Raw genomic sequence first — 17,711 nt, forward strand, 5'->3', positions numbered from 1 at the left:
TAGACGCCCACATCAAGCGGGCTGCGCCGTGCCGACACCGGCCGGACCGCCACGCCCCGGACGAAGGAGAAGAAGGATGAACGCCGCCGCCGAAACAAGCTTCGACCTGACGCCGCCGAGCGAGGATCAGTTTCGGGCGCTGGTTGCCGATCTCGACGCGGATGCGCGGCGGGTGCTGCTCGAACATGGTACCGAGGCACCGTTCTGCGGCGCCTTCCTCGACGAGAAAAGGGAAGGGACCTTTACCTGCCGGCTGTGCGGCCTTCCCCTGTTCACGGGCGGGACCAAGTTCGAAAGCGGCACCGGCTGGCCGAGCTTCACCGAGCCCTTCGCCCCGGAGCATCTGCGCTACGTCCGCGACACCAGTTATGGGATGATCCGGATCGAGATCGTCTGCGCGCGCTGCGGCGGCCATCAGGGCCACGTCTTCCCGGACGGACCGCCGCCGACCGGCGAGCGCTACTGCATCAATTCGGTGTCGCTGGATTTCACCCCGAAGGGCGAGCCGCTCCCCGACAGGCTCGGCCGCGGCACTCCGGAAGGTGAGCCCTGGGCGGGCTAGCGTGAGGGCGATTGCCGCCCCTCTTCACCCGAAAACCGGCTCGGCAAAGGTCAGCTTCCAGAACATCGTTTCCGCGCCTTCCACGCCGAAATCATTGTCGTTCACCAGAAGCAGTTCGCGGGGCGAGAGGATCGCCATGCCTTCCAGATCGGCGCTGACCTCCGGCGCTTCGTCGGTGGTGAAGATGAGCTGCTTGGAAAGTTCGGGGAAGCGGGCGCCGTCGGCGCTCAGTTCCTCCAGGGTCGGGCGGGTTTCGCGGTCGAGATGCTCGGCCGGCAGTTCGAGATCGGGCCGAAGCCTGGTCCGGTAGATCCTGGTCGTCTGCGAGGCGCGCTCGAGGACGAGAAGGTCGCCGCCGGGCAGGGTCACGAGCTCGCTGATCTTGAGGTCGCTATATTCCACCGCTCCGGCTGCGGCGTCCCGAAGGAAACTGCCCGGCGAATCGAGCGGATAGGCATATTGGGCGGCGACGCGCATCCTTGCCAGGTCGAGCCGCCAGAGCCGGACGTGCCGCGCCCTGGCGTGCGCCGACTCGTCGGGATGGGCGAGCGGGCTCTGGAAGGCGAGATAAAGCCATTTCCCGTCCGGCGAGGCGGCAACCCCCTCGAAGCCGCGGTTGAGCTGGCGCTTGCCGGCTATGGCCGGAAGGCTCCCGATCACCGGATAGTGGGCGCCGGCGAGATCCGTGCCCTTCGGGACATGACGGGCGAGGATCCGTCCGTCCCGGTCCAGCCGGACGAGTGAGGGGCCGAATTCCTCGCTGAGAAGGAAGCTGCCGTCCTCCAGGGCGACGATCCCTTCGCTGTCCAGGCCGGACGGATCGGGCGCGATCGATTGGCCCTCGAGGTCATACACCGGCTCGCTCGCCACATGCGGGCTCGACGGCATCGGCAGACCCGAAACCGGTCGGCCCTCGGCGTCGGAGACCGGAAGCGTTTCGACGAGCTCGACCGTGCCGCCTTGGACCCTCAGCCGGGCGAGGCGAGGGCCGATATCGAGCCTCGGCATGACCTTGGCGCCGGGCAGCGATCCGAGCGGGGCGAGAGGCTGGGCGCCGTAGCGGTCCAGCAGAGTTCTGATCTTGAGATTGGGGCCGCGATCGCCGGTCGCCCAGACGATCCCCGGCGGATCGCCCGAACGGCGGGAAAGGCCGGAGCCGAAGCTCTGAGTGATGCGCAGCGGCGCGCTCGGAAGCTCCACTGAGCCGAGTTCCTCGTCGGTCCAGGCTAGGCGCTCGACAGTGCAGCGGGGAGGGGCGGTCATGGCAACTCCGGTCGTCAGGGGTGGGGATCCAACGCGGCGGGCTTCCACCCGTTGCGGTGCCGTGCCTTCGGTCGGTCGGCCCCCCGCACCCCCCGTAAAAACCTGCGCTTCACCGCGGAGTGCTCCGGGACGCCTCTATAATGGCTTGGAGTTGAAGCCGGGACCGACGCCGTTTCGGTTCGGCCGGAACCCCCTCGCGGAGGAAAAGATGTCGCCGTCGCCAGCCGTCTTCACGGCGCCGCAATCCCTGACGCTGGCCCATGCCCGCGACATTTCGGGCCAGCTGGCCGAAGCGCTCCAGGCATCCGACTGGACCGAGATCGATCTTCGGCCGGTGGTCGAGGTCGACGTGGCCGGGATCCAGCTTCTGATTGCCGCCGAGCGCAGCGCCCGGCGCGGCAACAGGACCCTGACCCTTCGAGGAGCGCAAGGCCCGGTCTTCAGCGACGCCCTCGCTCGCTTGGGCCTCGTTGCGCCCGAGGGAGAGACAGGCCGCGAAGGCGATGGCTTCTGGACCGGCCATTCCGCGCAAAAGGAAGTGCATCAATGAGCAAGACGATCCTCACGATCGATGACTCGCCCTCCCTCCGGCAGATGGTCGCCCTCACCCTGTCGACGGCAGGCTATCGGGTCATCGAGGCCTGCGACGGCGCCGACGGGTACGACAAGGCGGTCGCAAACCCGGTCGATGCGGTGATCACCGATCTCAACATGCCGGTGATGGACGGCCTGGCCTTCATCCGGAAGTATCGCGCCCACCCGGCCAGCGCCGGCGTCCCGATCATCTTCCTCACCACCGAATCCGATGACGCGCTCAAGGCCGAGGCGCGCTCCGCCGGCGCCACCGGCTGGCTGGTCAAGCCGTTCAAGCAGGAACAGATCCTGGCGATCATGCGCAAGGTCACCGGCGCGTGAGCCCGGTCGATCCCGCCGAAACCTTTCGCCAGGAAGCGCGCGACCTGCTCGAATCGCTCGAGCAATGCCTGCTCGATCTTTCCGACAATCATGGCGATCGCGAGCTGGTCGACAGCGCCTTTCGGGCGCTGCACACGCTGAAGGGCTCCGGGTCGATGTTCGGCTTCGACGAGGTCGCCCGCTTCGTGCACGAGTTCGAAACGGCCTTCGATCGGGTCCGAAAGGGATTGGCGCCGATCGGCGACGATCTGGTCCGGATCGCGCTTGCCGCGAAGGACCATGTCCAGGCCCTGATTGCCGAACCCGGCCGCCATTCGGCCGAAGGCGAACCGATCCTCGCCGCCCTTCGCACCTTTGTTTCCGGAGGCTCGGCCACAACGGCGGTTTCGGCCGAGGCAAGCGCGCCGGGCAGCGAGGCGAAGAGCAAGAGCGCCGCGGGCTGGAAGATCAATTTCCGCCTGCCGGCCGATGCGCTGATGATCGGCACCAATCCGCTCCTCCTCCTGGACGAGCTGCGCGCGCTCGGCCCCTGCCGGATCGTCGCGAGCGGCGAAGCCGTGCCGCCGCTGGAGGTCTTCGATCCCACCGCCTGCTACCTCGCCTGGAGCGTCGCCCTGAACTCGGATGTTCCGCGTGAGGCGATCGAAGACGTTTTCATCTTCCTTCGCGACGACATGGAACTGGCGATCGAGCCGCTCGAGTCCGAAGGCGAAAGCGCCGCCCCTGCCGATGAGGCCAGCGACAGCCCACCCGCCGAAGCGGTCAGCCTGGCGGCCGCGGGCCGTCCCGCGGCCGGGAAGGCCGGAGCTTCGCTTCGAGTCCCGGCCGAACGGCTCGACGAGCTGATGGACTGTGTCGGCGAGCTCGTCATCGCCCAGGCGCGCCTGTCGCAGATCGCGGCAAGCAGCCATGACGTCGGACTTGCCGCCGTTGCCGAGGAGATCGAACGGCTTGCGGCCACGCTTCGCGACACGACGATGGGCGTCAGGATGGTGCCGATCGGCAGCCTGTTCGGCCGTTTCCGCCGCCTCGTCCATGATCTCGGCGAGGAGCTTGGCAAGCAGGTCGAGTTCATCACCGTCGGCGAGGAAACCGAGCTCGACAAGACGATGGTCGAGAAGCTCGCGGATCCGCTGGTCCACATCATCCGCAACGCCGTCGACCATGGCATGGAAAGCCCGGAAGCGCGGCGCAATGCCGGCAAGCCCGAATCGGGGACCGTGCGCCTTTCCGCCGTCCATTCCGGTGCCGAGGTCGCGATTTCGGTGTCGGACGACGGCGCTGGTCTCGACGCCCGGCGGATCCGGGCCAAGGCCGAGGAAGCGGGCTTGATCGCCCCGGACGCCAAGCTGACCGACCAGGAGCTTTTCCAATATATCTTCCACCCCGGCTTTTCGACGGCGCGCGAGGTGACATCCGTTTCCGGCCGCGGCGTCGGAATGGACGTGGTCAAGCGAACGATCGAGGCGCTTCGCGGATCGATCGAGCTGAGCAGCGAGCCGGGCCAGGGCACCCGGGCCACCCTCCATCTGCCGCTGACCCTGGCGATCGTCGAAGGCATGCTCGTCCGGGTCGGCAAGGGCCGCTACGCCATTCCCTTGTCGGCCGTGGAGGAATGTCTCGAACTGCCGGCGTCCGAAATAGCGGGCAACGGGGGACGCAACTTCCTCGACGTCCGCGGAACGCTGGTTCCCTATCTGCGCCTTCGCCAGATGTTCAACACCGAGGTGCCCGCCGAACTGCACCAGAAGGTGGTGATCGTCCGTTCCGGCGAACTGCGCGTCGGGCTGGTGGTCGACCAGATCATCGGCAACGCCCAGACCGTCATCAAGTCGCTTTCGCGCCTTCATTCCGGGATCGGGACCTTTTCCGGTGCGACGATCCTCGGCGACGGCACCGTCGCCCTGATCCTCGACATCGCCCAGCTGGTGACCGCAGCCCAGCAGGCCCAGCGGCGAAGTGCAGACTATCCGTTGGGAGTGGCGGCATGAGCGCATTGCAGACACAGGCCGACGGGATCGGCGAAGGCCAGCGTGCGCTGACTTTCGCGCTTCAGGGCGAAGTCTTCGCGATCGAGGCGGGACAGGTGCGGGAGATACTCGATCTGCTCGCTATCACCGAAGTGCCCAACGCTCCGGCCTTTGCCAACAGCCTGATCAACGTTCGCGGACGCGTCGTCCCGCTGGCCGATCTTCGAATCGCCTTCGGAATGGAGCGGACACCGCCGGACGCGGACACGCGCATCATCGTGATCGAGATCCTCTTCGACGACGAAGTGACGATCGTCGGGGTCCTCGCCGACAAGGTGCTGGACGTCTGCGATCTCGAAGCCGTCTCGGTCGAGGAAGCGCCGTCCGTTGGAATGCGCTGGCGACCCGATTTCGTCCGCGGGATCGGCCGGCATCAGGGCGGCTTCGTCATCCTTCCGAACCTTACCCGAGTCTTCGCCGAGCATATCGGCGCCGCTTCCACCGTCTCAAACTGAACCCTTCGAACAACTTGCAAGGCAGAGCCATGAAGATGACCCTCAAGCTGAAACTGGCGGCGGCATTCTCCGCCATCGTATTGCTGACCGCCGTTCTGGGCACCGTCGGCATCTTGAAGATGGCGTCGATCAACGCTCAGTCGACGATCATCGCGTCGGAATGGATGCCGAGCATCGACGCGATCCACCGCATCAACACCGCAAGCGCCGACATGCGCACGGCACAGTTTTGGCACGTGACCGAGCTCTCCGCTGAAGGCAAGCGCGGTGCCGAGGAGAGGATGGCCACGGCCTCGACCGAAATGGCCGAGGCCCGGGCAGACTATGAGCGCCTGATCTCGTTGGACGAAGAGCGCACCCGCTATGGCCAGTTCGCCGAAAAGATCCGGCGCTACATGCAGGAGCATGAGCAGCTGCTTGCCTTTTCGCGCGCCAACCAGAGCGATCAGGCGCTGGCAAAGCTTCGAACCACGCGCGCGCTGTTCGACGAATATTCGTCCGATCTCGACCATCTGGTCCAGCTGAACGTCGAGGGCGGCGAGGCGGCAAGCGCCGAAGGCGACGCCGTCTATGCCGAAGCCAGCGCCCTTTTCATTGGCCTGATGATCGCGGCTATCCTCGCCGGGATCGCCGCCGCTTTCCTCGTCACTCGAAGCGTCCTGAAGCAGATCGGCGGCGAGCCCGATTATGCCCGCGAAGTGATGCGGGAAATCGCGGCCGGCAATCTGAACGTCGAGGTCGTCACCAAGGCGCGCGACAATCACAGCCTGCTCGCCGGAGCCCGCGAAATGGTCGCCAAGCTGCGGGACGTGATCGGCGAAGTGTCGAGCGCCGCACGCAATGTCGCGGCCGGAAGCCAGCAGATGGCCGCCGGATCCGAGCAGCTGTCGCAGGGTGCCACCGAGCAGGCGGCGTCCACCGAGGAAGCGTCGAGCTCGGTCGAGGAGATGGCGGCGAACATCAAGCAGAATGCCGCCAATGCGCTTCAGACGGAGGAGATTGCGCGTCAGTCGGCGGCCAATGCCGAAGTGTCCGGCGCCGCCGTCACCGAAGCGGTCACCGCGATGGAGACGATCGCCGAGAAGATCATGATCGTCCAGGAGATTGCCCGTCAGACGGACCTGCTCGCCCTCAACGCCGCCGTCGAAGCGGCGCGGGCCGGCGAACATGGCCGGGGCTTCGCCGTCGTCGCCGCGGAGGTCCGCAAGTTGGCCGAGCGCAGCCAGTCGGCCGCCCAGGAGATTTCCGGCCTTTCCGGCAGCACCGTCAAGGCGGCGCAGAGCGCTGGCGAGCTGCTGTCGAAGCTGGTCCCCGACATCCGCAAGACGGCCGAGCTGGTCGCGGAGATTGCCGGCGCCACCAACGAGCAGAATGCGGGCGCCGCCCAGATCAACCAGGCCATCCAGCAGCTCGACCGGGTGACCCAGCAGAACACTTCGGCGGCCGAGGAAATGTCTTCGACCGCGGAAGAATTGTCCAGCCAGGCGGACCAGCTTTCGGCGGCGATCAGCTACTTCCGGGTCAGTGCCGGCGGTTCGGACGCGCCTCGCCGATCCCATGCGCCTGCCCCGGTTGCCCGAAATCCGATCGGCGCGATGCAGGACCGACTGAAAGTCGCGACCCGGACGATGAACGGCGGCGGCGGCGGCTTCGCCCTCGACCTGGGCGATGCCGGCGACGAGGCCGATCGCCACTTCGCCCGGCACCAGGATGCGGCCTGAAGGGATCGGGAGCATGGCTGACTCACGGCAATATGTCACTCTCGGCGCGGGAGGGGGAACTTTTGCCCTCCCGGTCGAGCGGGTCCGCGAGATACTGGAGAACCGCAAGACGACGCGAATGCCCAATGCTCCCGCCGTTTTCCTGGGCGTCATCGACGTCCGGGGAGAGAGCGTCCCCGTCTTCGACCTTCGGACCCAGCTCGGCTTCGAAAGCGGCGAAGATGACGCGGATACCCGGATCCTGGTCCTCACCATCGTTGCTCAAGGGCGGGGCGAGTGCACGATCGGGCTGAAGGCCGACCGGGTGTTCGAGGTAACCGTCCTGGACCAGGAGGACGAGGATCCGCCCATGGCGGTGGGCTCCAGCTGGGACAGTCGATGCGTCATCGGCCTCGGCCGACGGAATGGCGCTTTCGTGACCCTGCTCGATCTCGACCGGCTGTTCGATTCCGACAGCCTGGGCGGGAGAGTCATGGATCACGGGCTCGTCAGCTGACGGATGCCATTCGGGAGAGATCGACATGACAATGGCGTTGCGGACGGCGACCGCGTCGAAGGTGCGGGTCGATTCCTCCGGCCTCGGCGATTCGGACTATGCCCGGGTTGCCCGACTGGTCAGCGAGCATAGCGGGATCAAGCTTCCGGCCGCCAAGCGGCTGATGGTCGAAGGCCGGCTCCGCCGCCGCGCAGGCCAGCTGGGCTTCGCAAGCCTGGCCCAATATTGCGCCTTCCTGTTCCAGGACGATGGACTGGAACAGGAATTCCAGCACGTGGTCGACGTGGTCACGACCAACAAGACGGACTTCTTCCGGGAGCCGAACCATTTCCGCTACCTGCAGGAAGAGATCGTGCCCGCGCTTCTCAGGAAAGGCGGCGGCGCTCGCAACGTGAAGCTGTGGAGCGCCGCCAGTTCGAACGGAGCCGAAGCCTATACGACCGCCATGGTGATGGCCGAGCTAGCGGCCCGCCATGACGGGTTGCGCCATGTGATCCTGGGAACGGACATTTCCACCGCCATGGTCCAGCAGGCCCGAACGGCCATCTATCCCCGTGCCATGCTGGATCCGGTGCCCACCGAGCTGCAGCGCCGCTACCTGATGTTCGATGGCAAGAAAGGGCCGGACTCCAAGGCAAGGATCGTCCCCGAGCTTCGCAAGCTGTGCAACTTCCAGCAGCTCAACCTGATGCACGCTCAATATCCCGTCGATCGCGACGTGGACGTGATCTTCGTCCGCAACGTCCTCATCTATTTCGAACCGGAGATTCAGGAAGCTGTGGTTCGCCGGCTCTGGACGCATCTGCGCCCCGGCGGCTTCCTGATGCTCGGCCATTCGGAATCGATGATCGGAACCAAGCTCGGCTTCCGTCAGGTGACCAGCGCCGTCTTCCAGAAATCCGAAGGCTAGAACGAGAGATGGGCATGGACTTTCCGGGACCGGCGGCGGGCAGGAAGAAGCGGATCCTGATCGTCGACGATTCCGCGGCCGTTCGCCAGGCGCTGAGCAGCATCATTTCGAGCGATCCCGCGCTCGAAGTCATGGCCGTGGCGCCCGATCCCTATGTCGCGGCCGCGAAGATCCGCGACGAGGTTCCGGACGCGATCATTCTCGACATCGAGATGCCGAAGATGGACGGCCTGACCTTTCTTCGCAAGCTGATGGCCCAGCGCCCGATCCCGGTGATCATCTGCTCCACTTTGACCGAGGACGGATCGAGCGCGATGGTCCAGGCGCTCGAAGCCGGAGCGGTCGACGTCATCACCAAGCCGCGGATCGACACGGCGCATGCGCTGAAGGACGCCACGTTGCGGATCTGCGACGTGGCAAGAGCCGCCACCCAGGCCCGCTTGCCCAGGACCCGGCCCGCCCCGCCCCCGGTGAAGGTCGAGCAGAAGCTGAGCGCAGACGTGATCCTGCCGCCTTCGATTTCCCGCCCCCGGGCGGGAAAGACGGACCCGATCGTGTGCATCGGGGCGTCGACCGGCGGCACCGAGGCGCTTCGCGAACTGCTGATGGCCCTTCCGGCCTCCTGTCCGCCGGTGATGATCGTCCAGCACATGCCGGAAAAGTTCACTGCCGCCTTTGCGAGCCGGCTGGACGGGCTGTGCGCCGCGACGATCAAGGAAGCTGCGGACGGCGATCCGGTCATTGCCGGCCGGATCCTGATCGCGCCCGGCGACCGGCACATGGTGCTGGAACGGGCCGGGTCGAGCTTTCGAGTGACGATCAAGGAAGGCCCGCGCGTTTCCCGCCACCGGCCATCGGCCGACGTCCTGTTCCGATCGGCGGCGCAGAGCGCCGGCGCCGGAGCACTCGGCATCTTGCTGACCGGAATGGGCGACGACGGCGCTCAAGGGCTGCTCGAGATGCGCCGGGCCGGGGCCGCGACCGTCGCCCAGGACGAGGCGACCTGCGTCGTCTTCGGAATGCCCAAGGCCGCCATCGATCTGGGTGCCGCGGCCAAGGTGCTGCCGCTCCAGCGCATGGCCCGGGAGATCATGGACTTTCAGGTCGGAACGGGAGCAGCGGCGCGATGACGGACGTGACGGGAAACATCGCCGCCGAGGCTCCGCTCGATCCGGCGGCCAACCTCGCCATCGAAGTGCGCGCAAGGCTGGTCCGGTCGCACGGCGCGATCGAGCAGAATTTCTCCGGGATGGGCGACGGCCTTACCGCCTGCGCGATGAGCCTCGCGGCCGTTTCCGCAGCCCATGAGGGAATCCCGGGCGCCCTCAACGGCAGCGCGTTTGCGGATTCGGAGAGCCGGCTCGCCGCCATATCCGACGAGCTGACCCGGATCGCCGGGAGCCGCTTCGGCGAAGGCGAGGAGATGGCGCTCCTGCGAACCATCGCGGCGAGAATGGACGAGCCCCTCGCCGGCATCCAGAAGACGATGCTCCTGCTCGAGATCATCTCGTCCAATGTCGGGATCTTGGCGGCGGAGCTCTCCAATCATCATGACGGCCTCGGAGTCTTCGCCAGCGACATGCTGGCCCTCGCCCGGGGCGCGATTCAGGGCATTTCCGCTTTCAACCAATCGCGTTCGAAGCTCCTTTCGCAGCTCACCGCAGCCACCGCCTCGAGCCACCGCTTCGTGGCTCAGCACAAGGATACGCTCCAGCACGTCGTCGAGCGGCTCACCGTCCAGGCCGAGGCGATCGGTCGCCACCGTTCGGCGGCGGGGACGCGGCTTTCGGACAATGCCGTCGCGACCCGCCAGATCGCCGGACGGATCGCCGAGCTGGTCTCGGCGATGCAGATTGGCGACATCACCCGGCAACGCCTGGAGCATATCGAACTCGCCGTCGAAAAGCTCGAGGTCGAGCCGCAGACGGCAGCGCCGCACCTGCTCAAGCTTGCCGAGGCCCAGCTTCGCGACACGCTCGACGACTATCGCCAGCGCACCGCCAGCATCGCCGAGACGATGCCGCATCTGGTCGACGACACGATTCGCGTTCTCCAGGCCGGAGATGAACAGGCGAAACGCCTTTCTTCGGAAAGCGGCGATGCGCTGGTCGGAATCCTTGCCGACCTGCGCAGGGCCCGTTCACTGTTCCACGACTTCCGGGTGGTGAGCGACGAGGCGGAGCAGACGACGATCTTCGTCGCCCGTGCGGTCGAACAGATGGTGGCCCAGCTGGGGATGATCGAGCGAATCGAACACCAGGTTCGGATCGTCAGCTTCAACATGGCCGCGCAGTGCAGCAAGTTCGGCGACGAGGGGCGGGCATTGCTCGTCGTCACCGAACAGCTGCGCGATCTTGCGCGGATCACGGCCGGAGCCGTGGCGGCCATCCGGGCCTGCCTGGCCGAAAGTGCCGAAGCGGCGCGATCGATCGCGGAGACGAACAGTCGCACCGCCGATCTCGAACGGATCGAATCGAGCTCCGAAGCCGCGATCGCGCTGATCGAGCAGGTCGTCGGATCGATCGCCGAACATGCGCAGACGCTCAAGCAGCGCGGACCCCAGGCCCTCACCCTGATCCGAGAGGCCGCCTCAAGTGCGGAAGACCTCGTGTCGGTCGCCGACGACTGGCTGGAAACCCAGGCTCTGATCGCGGCGGAGGTCCAAGAAGATTCGGTTCCGAGCCCGGAACAGGCGCAGCTTCTGGCCGTCCTTCGAGCGAGCTACACGATGGAAAGCGAAAGGCGGGTCCATGACGGCCTGCTCGCGCAGTGGGGCCTCGAAACGAGCGACGCTGGAGGCGAAACACCTCCCGAAGCCGGCGACGAAGACGACGATCTCCTTTCGGCCCTGTTCTGAGGATAGTGTCGACCGTCTGGTCGAGCCAGATTGGCTCCCGATCGAGGCCATTGGGCATCGAGGCCGCACTCGTCTTGTTCTCGGTCGCGCCTTGGCAGATCTATCTGAAGCCCCTCATCTGAACCCGCAAAGCCGTCTTCGAAAGCCGCTCGTTGGCAGTCATGTTGCGAGCTGCGCCCGGCCGTCGGGCTGGCCGCCGGTCAGGCGGCCCGCGCATCCCCTTTCATCACCGAGGGCTGAGCTCGCGCGATGAATTCCCTTACCTGCTCCGAAGCCATCGGCCGGCCAAAGAGGAATCCCTGGACCTGGTTGCACCCCAGACCCCGAACGAAATCCAGTTCGTCAGCCGTTTCGATCCCCTCGGCAGTCGTTTCGATGCCAAGGTCGTCGGCCATGGTGACGATGGCCCGGACCAGCGCGGCATTACGCTGATCAGTGGAATCCTGGGTGCGAACGAAGGACTGATCGATCTTGATCTTGTCGAAGGGCGCCTTGCGCAGATAGGCGAGCGAGGAAAAGCCGGTTCCGAAATCGTCCAGGACCAAGCGCACGCCGAGCGATTTCAGCCGGAGGAATATCTCTTCAGTCGCCGACTCGTCCGCGAGGAAGACGCGTTCGGTGACTTCCAGTTCGAGCCTTTCCCCCGCAATATCCGCGGCGGCAAGAGCGTTCACGATCACTCCCGGAAGATCGGAGTGGGCGAGCTGGATCGGTGAAAGGTTGGCCGCAACCCGAAGATCCGCGGGCCAGTTCGCAGCCTCCGCACAGGCGCTTCGCACCACCCATTCGCCGATCGCGCCAATCAGGCCGCGATCTTCGGCGATCGGAATGAATTCGCCTGGGGCGATTTCACCATGTTGCGGATGTTCCCATCGAAGCAGGGCCTCGAAGCCGCTCAGTTTCTCGGATCGGGAATCGATGATCGGCTGATAGGCTAGCCTCAATTGCTCTCGCTCGATCGCGTTCTGCAGGTCTGCTTCCAGCATCCGTCGCCGCTGAGCTCGCAAGAGCATGGCGTCGTCGAAGAAGCAGTAGGCACTGCGGCCGCTCTCCTTTGCGGCGTAAAGCGCAAGATCGGCATTCCTGACCAGTTCGTCTGCGCCAGTCTCCGCCGGGGAAGCCACCGCGATTCCGACGGACGCTCCGATGGAAATGCCATGGCCTTCGACGGTGTAGGGCGCGGACACGTTCGCGATCAGCCTTTCCGCCATCGCGCCAAGCTTTTCGGGATCGGTGATGCCCGGAAGCAGGGCTTCGAACTCGTCGCCACCGAGACGCCCGATCTGGGCGGCGTCGCCCAAGGTCTTCGTCAGCCGCTGGGCCACCTGCCGCAGAAGCGCGTCGCCAACCGGATGGCCGAGCGTGTCGTTCACCCCCTTGAACCGGTCCAGATCGATCAGGAACAGTCCGCAACCCGATTGCTGATGGCTCACGCTCTGCAGTGCTTCGCCAAGCATCTGGCGCATGTAGGCGCGGTTCGGAAGCTGCGTCAGCGTATCGAAACGGGCAAGGCGAGCAATCTCCGCTTCCTGCTTCCGCTTCTCGGTCAGATCGCTGCCGACGCCGCGAAAGCCCAGAAAGGCTCCGTTCTCGTCGAAGACCGGCCGGCCCGAGACGGACCACCAGATCTCCTTGTTCGCATCCGGCCGAGCCGGAACGTCCGAAAAGGGCATTTTCGTCGCCAGGAACTTGGTGAGCGGCTGCTCGGGGCCGGTATCCTCGTGCACGGCGACGATGTCCGAGAGTGCACGTCCAAGCAGCACGGCGGGCGACGTCTCGAGCTCGGCAGCAAGCCGCTTCGAGACATAGCAAAGCGCGGCTTCTCCGTCGGTTTCCCAGTACCAGCCTCGTCCGCTCTCCTCGAATTCGCGCAGGAAGCTCTGTGCCTTGGCGGCCTCCCATTCGGCATTGTACCGGGCTCGAGCCACTTCGATGGCAGACCGGGCGCCCGAAATGCTGAACCAGACCAGTGCCGTGTTGGAACCGACGAGGCACGCCAGAAGCAGCGGATAGGGGTTGATGAAGGCCATCCCCAGAACGGCGATCAAGCTGTTCGAGAGAACGATTGCCGGTATGGAAAGGAAGGCGAACACGAGAACGACATGGCCGCCGGCCAGCGCAACGGTGAGAGCGTGAGAGTTTTCCGGCGTAGCCAGAGCCACGGCGCCAGCGGCAAAAACACTCCACAACAGCGCCGACGCCACCGCATAGGCGATCGCCAAGCGAATCACGACATAGTGCTTGAAGCGACGCTTGGCCGTCCACAACAAGGCGGCATCGAGAGCCATGATGAGCCCGAGCGTGACCGACAGCCCGGCAAGGGCTCCCGCGCCCGGCTGTGAGGCTGCAGCCCACAAAATTGTGCTCCCCAGAACGAAATGGGAGCAAAGCATGAAGAGCGCGCTCGCGGAAATGCGTTGGGCACGATCGATTCCAATCCGCTCAAGATCGCGGCTTTCGGCGGATCGAATGTCGCTGAGAAGAACGGCGAACAGGCTCAGCCTCGGCGGAGCTTTTGTCTCCGGCCAGTGCTGGGAATTGTGGTCGGCTTCGCGGACGGCAGGATGCAGCATCGCACAGCTATCGCCGACAGGGGTTGCCAATCTCTTGATGCGGCCCTCCGCAATCGGGGCGTTTCGCCGTCTTGCAGGCGATTTTTCGGGTTCAGTCAGGGAACCGAAAAGCCCGACTCAGGGTGGCTCCTGATCCAGCCAATGGTGCAATCAAAGGCGAACGAAGGGCGATGAGGGACGTCGACGAACACGGCAAAGCCTCCGTACCCGATATAGGATAGGCGGGCGTCGCGGTGGCTGCAGTCGTGAGCCGCCCGGACCAGCCGGTTCATCTGTTCGAGACTGCCACGGAACATGTAGCTCTCGCTGCTGTGCGAGGTCGCGCAGGCGGTGAGCAGTAGCGCCACGAGCATGGGGGCAATGCGCGCCATATCCGACGAGCAGCCTAACTCCTCCCATGTCCGCTATCCACCTGTTGCAGACATTTCGTCAGGGCGAACAAAACCGAGTCCGTCAACACCGCCGGGTGGAGCCGAATGTCCGCTCGTCACCCGGTTTCCGACACCCGGCCCAGCGTCCGCATTGGACCCATTGCGACCATCCGCCGCGCGTTCTTGCCTTACTCCAGCAAATCCTTCTTCAGCCAGTGTCGAGAATGTCCGGCGGGAAAGTCGTCCAGCCTGGCAAATTCGTGATAGCCGAGCTTTCGATAGAAATGCGGCGCCTGGAAGCTGAAGGTGTTCAGATAAACGTACTTGCAACCGCGCTCGCGGGCGACATCCTCGGCAGCAGCAACCAGGGCCGATCCAAGCCTGGCTCCGCGAGCCGTCTCATTCACCCAGAGCCAGTCGATCAGGAACCATGTCCAGATCGAGACACCTTTCAATCCGCCAACCACCGCACCCGAATCATCGCGTGCGACGACCCAGGCGACACGCGACGGGTCTGGTCCGGCTTGAGCTTCGTTGTAGCTGTCGAGGCCTTCCCCGATCATCCGCTCGATGGACTCCTCGACGGAGTCCGCCACCGATACATTGAACCTACGCACCTACATGCCCGTCCTGTCCCGCACCGGGTGGGAAGCCGGTTTGGCTGCCGATCTCACTCGAAGCGAAGGAGCCCATGGTGTTAACCTCCGCTGCCGACCGGGCGCTCCAAGGCGGCTCCCAACCTTGCCGTGGCGATCAATCCCTTTCATTCCCGGAGCTGGGCCTTTACCGGACGGTCATGGCAGTCGAAAGGTGCGTGGGCTGCGGCGGCGAGTTCAGTCCCGAGGACGGCCCGATCCACAGATACATGACTTCGAGCCCGGCCTGTTGGGCCGCATTCGGGCGAATCTTGGCCGCGGAATATTCGGATCCTCGGCTCATGTCCGTCCATCGCCTCAGCGTCGACGCCTTCGCCGTTCAGCACCCCGGTGACGCCAGTCGCCAAGCGATTCAGTCCGTCGGGATCCACCTCACCCGACTTCATGCGCAGCTCGAGCAGGGTTTGTCTCCAGCCGAAGCCCACGCCTTCATGCTTCGGGTTGCGGCCAGAAAAGCAGACCTGCCGCGCCTGCCGCCGCCGGAAAGCTTCGAAGTGACGACTGCGGACGTCTCGCCTCTTGCGGGATCGGCGCAACATGAAGCCGCTGTTCGCGACTGGGCGCAAAGCGCGTGGCGGTCGTACGCACATGTGCACGACCTCATCGCGGCCTGGGCCAGGAAGGCAGGGCCTTGACGCAAGGTACGGCATTTGCCGTCGACGTCCGCCGAGGTTCAACCGTGCCTGTTGGGACCAGGTGAGCTTCGGTCCTCCGGGAGCTCGAAGCACCTGACTGCGTCGGAAGCCACCCACGAAGGGATTGTCGATTCGGCATTTCCGGAGCGAACCCGGCCTAGTCGGTGTCGAAATCACCGGCGGTCGCGGCGAGGGCCTGGTCGAAGGCGGGATCGGGGATCGAGATGGGAGTCATCTGGCGGTGGACGAGGCGCCACTCGCCATCCTCGCGGGAGAAGACGTGACTCATCAGGATCCGGGCGGGGAAGGGATTTCCGGCGACGGTGCCTTCCGCGTCGGCCCGAGTGAGGACGATGGCGGTGTCGCCGAACCGCCTGACGTCGAGCAGGCGCTGGTCGAAACGAGTCAGTCGGACATTGCCGGCCGTTTCCGCCACCGCGCCGCGACTTTCGACCCTTCCGACCGGAAGGACCGTGCGGAAAGCGGGGTGGGCGAGGGCGAGGATCGAGCCGCCGTCGCCGCGCATCACATAATCTTCGAGCTGAGTCATCGTTCGCTCGCCGAGCCTCGCCATTTCGTCACTTGCGGCCGGATCGGCAGCGGGCGCGGAGGCGAGGGCGAGGACAGCGGCGGAAAGGATGCGGAACATCGGAACTTCCCCTGTTTCACGCCTGGTCGTCCTACCATGAAATGGCGGGCGACGGCCAGCGGCGCGGCGGGTCGAGCGAATGGAGCCCGCCTGCGCAGCTTACCGGCAGGTTCGATGCCCTTCCGGACGCGCCGGTCTTCTCGTCCCTCCTCGGGATGTGCGCTCGACCTGGAGCTTTGCATCGCCCCGGGCGGGGAACGGCTGCCGCTGTAGCTCGTAATGCCTGCCGTGGTGGAGAGACGGCATGATGAACGAGTTCAACACGATTGTTGCCCTGCTCGGTGGCCTGATCCTCGTCCTCGGCCTCGCCTCCAGGTCGCTTGCGAAGAGCCCCGTCCCGCCGACGCTCATTGCCCTCGCGATCGGGATCGTCCTCGGACCGGAGCTCCTGAACCTCATCAACCTGGAGGAAATGGGCGACCGTTCGACGCTCCTGGAGCGCGCCGCCCGGCTGACGCTCGGAATCGGCCTGATCGGAGTCGCGCTTCGCGTTCCAAGGGAATTTCCCCGGACGAACTGGCGCGGAATGCTGGTCCTGATCGGAATCGGAATGCCATTGATGTGGGCGATCAGCGCCGGGCTGGTCTATTATGTCCTTGGCATCTCCTTCTGGCTCGCCTTGCTGATCGGGGCGATCCTCACCCCCACCGATCCGATCGCGGCAACGCCGATCGTCACCGGCGAACTGGCCGAGAAGAACATTCCGGAGCGCCTTCGCAACGCCATCTCGTTCGAATCCGGAGCGAATGACGGCCTTGGCTATCTTTTCGTCTTCCTGCCCTTCCTGTTTCTCACGCGTCCGGCCGGAGAGGCGGTGACGCACTGGCTGACGAACACTTTGCTGTGGCACGTCGGCGTGGCCACCCTGTTCGGGCTCCTGTTGGGCTATGCGGCGGGAAAGCTGCTTCGCGCCGCCGAGAAGGGCGGATCGATCCAGTCGGACTGGCGGCTCGTCTACACCGTCGCACTCGGGCTTCTGGCGGCCGGCGCGGGCAAGCTGATCCAGAGCGACGAGGTGCTCGTCGTCTTCGCCGCGGGCGCCATGTTCACCCAGGTCGTGAGCAGCGACGACCGGCACAACGAGGAGCAGGGGCAGGAGGCGGTGAACCGCTTCTTCGCCATTCCGATCATGGTGCTGATAGGCGCGGCGCTTCCCTGGGCGGGCTGGATGGATCTGGGCTGGAGCGGCCTTGCCCTCGTGGCGGCGATCCTGATCCTGCGGCGACTGCCGGTCATCCTGCTTCTGCGGCCGGCGCTTGCGCAGATCCGCAATTCAAGGGACGCCCTGTTTGTCGGCTGGTTCGGCCCGATCGCAGTCGCCGCACTTTATTATGCGTCGCTGATGGAACACCGGCTTCAGGAACCGCTGATCTGGGACGTGGTCAGCCTGGTCATCTGCGGATCCCTCCTGGCGCATGGCGTGACTGGAGCGCCGTTCACGCGGCTCTACGGGCGACGGAACCAAGGATCGAGCGACGGCGAGCCCAAGGGGAACTCCGACAAGCGCGCCACCGGCGCGGGAGGGGCAAGCGGCTGACCCGCTTCGGGCGATTATCCGTCCCTGTCGAGAGTCATCCCGCTCCTACGGCCGAGGCGAAAGGTCGATCCAGGCGTTTCC

17 protein-coding genes are annotated in these 17,711 nt (G+C 65.4%); 12 read left to right on the plus strand and 5 right to left on the minus strand.

Annotation, left to right across the window (positions count from 1 at the left end):
- Positions 1-76: 76 nt before the first annotated feature.
- Positions 77-562, plus strand: a complete 486-nt coding sequence (msrB, locus tag ACRYLT_RS08995; RefSeq protein WP_482663749.1) for a peptide-methionine (R)-S-oxide reductase MsrB — start codon at positions 77-79, stop codon at positions 560-562.
- Between the two features lie 24 nt (positions 563-586).
- Here the strand turns inward: msrB and ACRYLT_RS09000 are convergent, their stop codons facing one another.
- Complete coding sequence (locus ACRYLT_RS09000; RefSeq protein ID WP_482663750.1) at positions 587-1,825, minus strand: esterase-like activity of phytase family protein; 1,239 nt, start codon at positions 1,823-1,825, stop codon at positions 587-589.
- A gap of 208 nt (positions 1,826-2,033) precedes the next feature.
- Between ACRYLT_RS09000 and ACRYLT_RS09005 the strand changes: the two genes are divergently transcribed.
- The 9 genes from ACRYLT_RS09005 to ACRYLT_RS09045 are packed head-to-tail and all read left to right on the plus strand — an operon-like array spanning position 2,034 to position 11,209.
- Positions 2,034-2,375, plus strand: a complete 342-nt coding sequence (locus tag ACRYLT_RS09005; RefSeq protein WP_482663751.1) for an STAS domain-containing protein — start codon at positions 2,034-2,036, stop codon at positions 2,373-2,375.
- Positions 2,372-2,740, plus strand: a complete 369-nt coding sequence (locus tag ACRYLT_RS09010) for a response regulator (protein ID WP_482663752.1) — start codon at positions 2,372-2,374, stop codon at positions 2,738-2,740. Before ACRYLT_RS09005 ends, ACRYLT_RS09010 begins: the two co-directional genes overlap by 4 nt.
- Positions 2,737-4,731, plus strand: coding sequence for a chemotaxis protein CheA (locus ACRYLT_RS09015; RefSeq protein ID WP_482663753.1), 1,995 nt, complete (start codon positions 2,737-2,739; stop codon positions 4,729-4,731). The genes ACRYLT_RS09010 and ACRYLT_RS09015 overlap by 4 nt, the downstream gene beginning before the upstream one ends.
- Complete coding sequence (locus ACRYLT_RS09020) at positions 4,728-5,225, plus strand: chemotaxis protein CheW (RefSeq protein ID WP_482663754.1); 498 nt, start codon at positions 4,728-4,730, stop codon at positions 5,223-5,225. Before ACRYLT_RS09015 ends, ACRYLT_RS09020 begins: the two co-directional genes overlap by 4 nt.
- Before the next feature lie 29 nt (positions 5,226-5,254).
- Positions 5,255-6,946, plus strand: a complete 1,692-nt coding sequence (locus ACRYLT_RS09025; RefSeq protein WP_482663755.1) for a methyl-accepting chemotaxis protein — start codon at positions 5,255-5,257, stop codon at positions 6,944-6,946.
- A gap of 13 nt (positions 6,947-6,959) precedes the next feature.
- The gene (locus ACRYLT_RS09030) at positions 6,960-7,442 is read left to right on the plus strand and encodes a chemotaxis protein CheW (protein WP_482663756.1); all 483 of its coding nucleotides are present in this window, start codon (positions 6,960-6,962) and stop codon (positions 7,440-7,442) included.
- Between the two features lie 25 nt (positions 7,443-7,467).
- Positions 7,468-8,352 (plus strand): CheR family methyltransferase, encoded by an 885-nt coding sequence (locus ACRYLT_RS09035; RefSeq protein ID WP_482663757.1) that lies wholly within the window; start codon positions 7,468-7,470, stop codon positions 8,350-8,352.
- A gap of 14 nt (positions 8,353-8,366) precedes the next feature.
- A complete protein-coding gene (locus ACRYLT_RS09040) occupies positions 8,367-9,482 on the plus strand; it encodes a protein-glutamate methylesterase/protein-glutamine glutaminase (protein ID WP_482663758.1) in 1,116 nt (371 codons plus the stop codon).
- On the plus strand, positions 9,479-11,209 hold the full coding sequence (locus tag ACRYLT_RS09045) for a hypothetical protein (protein ID WP_482663759.1): 1,731 nt from the start codon (positions 9,479-9,481) through the stop codon (positions 11,207-11,209). Before ACRYLT_RS09040 ends, ACRYLT_RS09045 begins: the two co-directional genes overlap by 4 nt.
- A gap of 200 nt (positions 11,210-11,409) precedes the next feature.
- Here the strand turns inward: ACRYLT_RS09045 and ACRYLT_RS09050 are convergent, their stop codons facing one another.
- From ACRYLT_RS09050 to ACRYLT_RS09060, 3 genes are all read right to left on the minus strand, one after another.
- A complete protein-coding gene (locus ACRYLT_RS09050) occupies positions 11,410-13,782 on the minus strand; it encodes a putative bifunctional diguanylate cyclase/phosphodiesterase (protein WP_482663760.1) in 2,373 nt (790 codons plus the stop codon).
- 95 nt (positions 13,783-13,877) lie between these two features.
- Positions 13,878-14,153 (minus strand): hypothetical protein, encoded by a 276-nt coding sequence (locus tag ACRYLT_RS09055; RefSeq protein ID WP_482663761.1) that lies wholly within the window; start codon positions 14,151-14,153, stop codon positions 13,878-13,880.
- Positions 14,154-14,341: 188 nt separating this feature from the next.
- Positions 14,342-14,770, minus strand: a complete 429-nt coding sequence (locus ACRYLT_RS09060) for a GNAT family N-acetyltransferase (protein WP_482663762.1) — start codon at positions 14,768-14,770, stop codon at positions 14,342-14,344.
- Positions 14,771-14,949: 179 nt separating this feature from the next.
- Here ACRYLT_RS09060 and ACRYLT_RS09065 point away from each other — a divergent pair, with 179 nt between their 5' ends.
- The gene (locus ACRYLT_RS09065; protein WP_482665429.1) at positions 14,950-15,444 is read left to right on the plus strand and encodes a DUF5946 family protein; all 495 of its coding nucleotides are present in this window, start codon (positions 14,950-14,952) and stop codon (positions 15,442-15,444) included.
- A gap of 157 nt (positions 15,445-15,601) precedes the next feature.
- On the opposite strand, the gene ACRYLT_RS09070 is transcribed toward ACRYLT_RS09065, so the two are convergent.
- On the minus strand, positions 15,602-16,093 hold the full coding sequence (locus ACRYLT_RS09070) for a nuclear transport factor 2 family protein (protein ID WP_482663763.1): 492 nt from the start codon (positions 16,091-16,093) through the stop codon (positions 15,602-15,604).
- Between the two features lie 244 nt (positions 16,094-16,337).
- Between ACRYLT_RS09070 and ACRYLT_RS09075 the strand changes: the two genes are divergently transcribed.
- Positions 16,338-17,630 (plus strand): cation:proton antiporter, encoded by a 1,293-nt coding sequence (locus ACRYLT_RS09075; RefSeq protein WP_482663764.1) that lies wholly within the window; start codon positions 16,338-16,340, stop codon positions 17,628-17,630.
- Positions 17,631-17,711: the final 81 nt, after the last annotated feature.

The sequence above is a fragment of the Sphingosinicella sp. SM1-17 genome, assembly GCF_056821765.1.

What these genes read in the sequence shown, in the direction of transcription:
- ACRYLT_RS09010 (WP_482663752.1), top strand. Translation starts at nt 2,372, where the DNA reads ATGAGCAAGACGATCCTCACGATCGATGACTCGCCCTCCCTCCGGCAG.
- ACRYLT_RS09020 (WP_482663754.1), top strand. Translation starts at nt 4,728, where the DNA reads ATGAGCGCATTGCAGACACAGGCCGACGGGATCGGCGAAGGCCAGCGT.
- ACRYLT_RS09050 (WP_482663760.1), bottom strand. Translation starts at nt 13,782, where the DNA reads ATGCTGCATCCTGCCGTCCGCGAAGCCGACCACAATTCCCAGCACTGG.
- ACRYLT_RS09030 (WP_482663756.1), top strand. Translation starts at nt 6,960, where the DNA reads ATGGCTGACTCACGGCAATATGTCACTCTCGGCGCGGGAGGGGGAACT.
- msrB (WP_482663749.1), top strand. Translation starts at nt 77, where the DNA reads ATGAACGCCGCCGCCGAAACAAGCTTCGACCTGACGCCGCCGAGCGAG.
- ACRYLT_RS09040 (WP_482663758.1), top strand. Translation starts at nt 8,367, where the DNA reads ATGGACTTTCCGGGACCGGCGGCGGGCAGGAAGAAGCGGATCCTGATC.
- ACRYLT_RS09035 (WP_482663757.1), top strand. Translation starts at nt 7,468, where the DNA reads ATGACAATGGCGTTGCGGACGGCGACCGCGTCGAAGGTGCGGGTCGAT.
- ACRYLT_RS09000 (WP_482663750.1), bottom strand. Translation starts at nt 1,825, where the DNA reads ATGACCGCCCCTCCCCGCTGCACTGTCGAGCGCCTAGCCTGGACCGAC.
- ACRYLT_RS09075 (WP_482663764.1), top strand. Translation starts at nt 16,338, where the DNA reads ATGATGAACGAGTTCAACACGATTGTTGCCCTGCTCGGTGGCCTGATC.
- ACRYLT_RS09070 (WP_482663763.1), bottom strand. Translation starts at nt 16,093, where the DNA reads ATGTTCCGCATCCTTTCCGCCGCTGTCCTCGCCCTCGCCTCCGCGCCC.
- ACRYLT_RS09055 (WP_482663761.1), bottom strand. Translation starts at nt 14,153, where the DNA reads ATGGCGCGCATTGCCCCCATGCTCGTGGCGCTACTGCTCACCGCCTGC.
- ACRYLT_RS09045 (WP_482663759.1), top strand. Translation starts at nt 9,479, where the DNA reads ATGACGGACGTGACGGGAAACATCGCCGCCGAGGCTCCGCTCGATCCG.
- ACRYLT_RS09065 (WP_482665429.1), top strand. Translation starts at nt 14,950, where the DNA reads ATGGCAGTCGAAAGGTGCGTGGGCTGCGGCGGCGAGTTCAGTCCCGAG.
- ACRYLT_RS09025 (WP_482663755.1), top strand. Translation starts at nt 5,255, where the DNA reads ATGAAGATGACCCTCAAGCTGAAACTGGCGGCGGCATTCTCCGCCATC.
- ACRYLT_RS09005 (WP_482663751.1), top strand. Translation starts at nt 2,034, where the DNA reads ATGTCGCCGTCGCCAGCCGTCTTCACGGCGCCGCAATCCCTGACGCTG.